The sequence below is a fragment of the Periweissella beninensis genome (assembly GCF_016908275.1).
In the GTDB taxonomy this organism is placed as follows: Bacteria; Bacillota; Bacilli; order Lactobacillales; family Lactobacillaceae; genus Periweissella; species Periweissella beninensis.
Window position 1 is genome coordinate 1 of record NZ_JAFBDN010000050.1, and the last position, 2843, is coordinate 2843.

Annotated in this window: 3 protein-coding genes and 3 tRNA genes; all 6 read right to left on the reverse strand. The window is 31.1% G+C overall.

The window, feature by feature from the left end; genetic code table 11:
- Positions 1–173: 173 nt before the first annotated feature.
- The 6 genes from JOC59_RS09115 to JOC59_RS09140 all read right to left on the reverse strand — a co-directional run bounded on the left by JOC59_RS09115 (position 174) and on the right by JOC59_RS09140 (position 2821).
- Positions 174–244 (reverse strand) — tRNA-Cys (locus JOC59_RS09115).
- A 43-nt stretch (positions 245–287) separates the two neighbouring features.
- The gene (locus JOC59_RS09120; RefSeq protein WP_205144436.1) at positions 288–1106 is read right to left on the reverse strand and encodes an ABC transporter permease; all 819 of its coding nucleotides are present in this window, start codon (positions 1104–1106) and stop codon (positions 288–290) included.
- A gap of 1 nt (position 1107) precedes the next feature.
- Positions 1108–1878 (reverse strand): ATP-binding cassette domain-containing protein, encoded by a 771-nt coding sequence (locus tag JOC59_RS09125; protein ID WP_168722768.1) that lies wholly within the window; start codon positions 1876–1878, stop codon positions 1108–1110.
- 18 nt (positions 1879–1896) lie between these two features.
- Entirely contained in the window at positions 1897–2475 is a 579-nt protein-coding gene (locus JOC59_RS09130; RefSeq protein WP_205144437.1) for a CPBP family glutamic-type intramembrane protease, read from the reverse strand.
- A gap of 150 nt (positions 2476–2625) precedes the next feature.
- Positions 2626–2709: transfer RNA gene (locus JOC59_RS09135), tRNA-Leu, on the reverse strand.
- A gap of 40 nt (positions 2710–2749) precedes the next feature.
- A tRNA-Gln gene (locus JOC59_RS09140) sits at positions 2750–2821 on the reverse strand.
- Between the last annotated feature and the right edge of the window lie 22 nt (positions 2822–2843).

Consider the following 2843-nt stretch of genomic DNA (forward strand, 5'->3'; position numbering starts at 1 on the left):
AATAGGCATAGAAAAAGTTTGTGAAGTGCCCCAATTTCACTAAGTCGATTTAACCGCGGTATAACAACAACTTCTAGTAAGGTAGATTATGTAAATTAGAATTGGTATAGTTTGAAATTCTCCAATATGAACTTATATGATTATCATATAAGTTCATATATTTCAAAAAATAAAGGTAACAATCAAATTCGAACTGACGATAAAGTTTTTGCAGACCTCTGCCTTACTGCTTGGCTATGCCACCATAAAATTATTAAGAATTGCATAGACAATTCCTAACAAACCAGCTATTTTTTTTTACTCATCATAATAATTAAAAAACTAAATACAACACATATAGCCATTGCTATTAGCGTAATCAAAATTGCCGTTTCAGAATTAGAAACAACTCCTAGTGAATCTAAGACATTTTTTGGAACATTTACACCTGTTAATCCTAACATCTTATTTCGAATAGTGGCAGCAATTTGAAAACCAGGCCAAACATCCAATACTTGTTGCATAAAATTTGGAAGATCACCATACACAATGTATGTTCCAGAGAAAAATCCAGCTAATGTACCTACTATAGCTGATAGCGAAGAAAAACTAGATGTTGATGTTAACCACGAAGTAATTAAAGAAAATAATAAACTAGAAAATATAATCAACAACATACTATAAAAAATAACTACCAATACATCAGAGTTAAACAAAGACTCTTTATATTGCATATACAAATAGCCAAAGCAAATGAACATAAATATAATTGTTGAAAACACACCCTCAATTATTGCTGTTATTACATATAATGTATCTAGAGATGCCAGACTAAAATTATTATTCACTACAAAGTCATTGAGTCTATTATTCTTTTTATCTTCTAATTTCTGCCCAAAGGCATTTAGGGGAGTCGTCATTGAAACAATACTAATTAACCCTGCAATCATCCAAATATCAACAAGTTTATTTACATGACCAATGCCTGATAAAGAGCTAATCAGGTTACTTCGCAAGAAAAAAACATAAATAATTAAACTAATGAGCATACCTAATAATGAGAAAAAAATACCAGTCTTATCCTTAAGGTAAATTTGGATATTCCTTTTAATAAAATTAAGATACATCCTAATCCCTCGCTTCCATATTTTGAAACAAATCTGTATATGTTGTCTTCATAATTTCAAAATTATCTTTTTGAAAACCACTTTTTTGTACAAATTCAACGGCTTTTTCAGACGAATCAAAATATTGTGCATCTTTTAAATTTTTTGACAATAATTTTACTTTAGGCATACGCTTAATAAAATTAAACATACTTCCAAAGTATTTAACTTTGCCATCTTCTAAAAACAAAACTTTATTAGCATTGTCCATTTCGTCTAATTGATGTGTTGTAAATATAACACCACTTTTGTTTTTCTCTAAATAATCATTTAAGTCTCGCCAGATGTCCTGTCTAATATCAACATCTATACCAGCTGTAAGTTCATCTAAAATTAAAAGATTAGGATTCACAGATATAGCACGTAAGTAATTAACGATCCGTTTTTGCCCACCTGAAAGTTCTGAATATAAGGCTTTGGGGCTTATTCCAAATTCTTCTAACTTTTTCATGGAAAATATATATTTTGACTTATCTTTAATTCGAAACTTAAAATTTTGTTGAACAGAAAGTTCTTCATCCAAAATATTCTCTTGAAATACAGCAGCTATTCTAGAATTTTCTAAATTAACTGTGCCACTTGAAGGAACAGCTAAACCCATTATATTTTTCAATAGTGTGGTTTTACCTGCACCATTTGCACCAATTAATGCAACAATATCACCTTCACTTAGTGAGAAAGATATATCATCTAAAATATTTTTATATGATAATCCATTTAGTATAATTCCCATGCTATGCTACCTTTCATTTTATCCTTTATATTGCAAACGATAAATATAAACAAATGTATTGAAACTAATATGACATAATACCACCATTGTTAACCCTACATAAACAAATAAAGTGGCTAATATTAATCCTTGTATTATTTTATAGAGACTCTTAATACCTAGGTATGGAATATGGGCGATTCCATATGAAAGCCCAGAAATCAATATAAAAGCAAATATTGTTATGCTAAGTGTTTGTCCAACAGTAAATAGTATCCATCTAAAATGCACTTCCTCCAAAATTGGAAACAAAAATAACGATTTATTATTTACGATTATTCGAACTATTTTTCGATAAGTATCATTAAATTTCCAAATATTAAGTTCACATACCAATGGTACTCCAGTACCTACTACTACTAATCCCATGAAGACTATTCCAAAATATTTTTGAAAAACAAAACCTAATATTAAATCAAAAATAAACAATATATATAAATAGATTTCTCCTAGACTTTTATATTTAAATACAGGAATTTCTTTTACTATATAAATAAAAGCTCCAGGCATAGTTATAAATATGAAAATTAATGATTTAAGCCATTGGATGCTCAACATGATTTATAAGTCCCCCTGTAGCTTGATATCTTGGATGATTCACAGGCGGATAACTAGGCATACAAACTGGCAACATAGATGGAGCTATAATACGCGTTGACAAAGAGCCAAAAAGAGCAAGCCATATCACTATCGCTTGCCCTATTTTTATGCCGTCGGTGGGGGTCGAACCCACACTCCCGTGAAGGAACTGGATTTTGAGTCCAGCGCGTCTGCCAATTCCGCCACAACGGCATTGTTACTATTATTTTTTAGTAACAACATAATGTTACTACTGGGCTAGCTGGATTCGAACCAGCGCATGACGGCACCAAAAACCGTTGCCTTACCGCTTGGCTATAGCCCAATCAAAGGGCGGTATGTGGGAA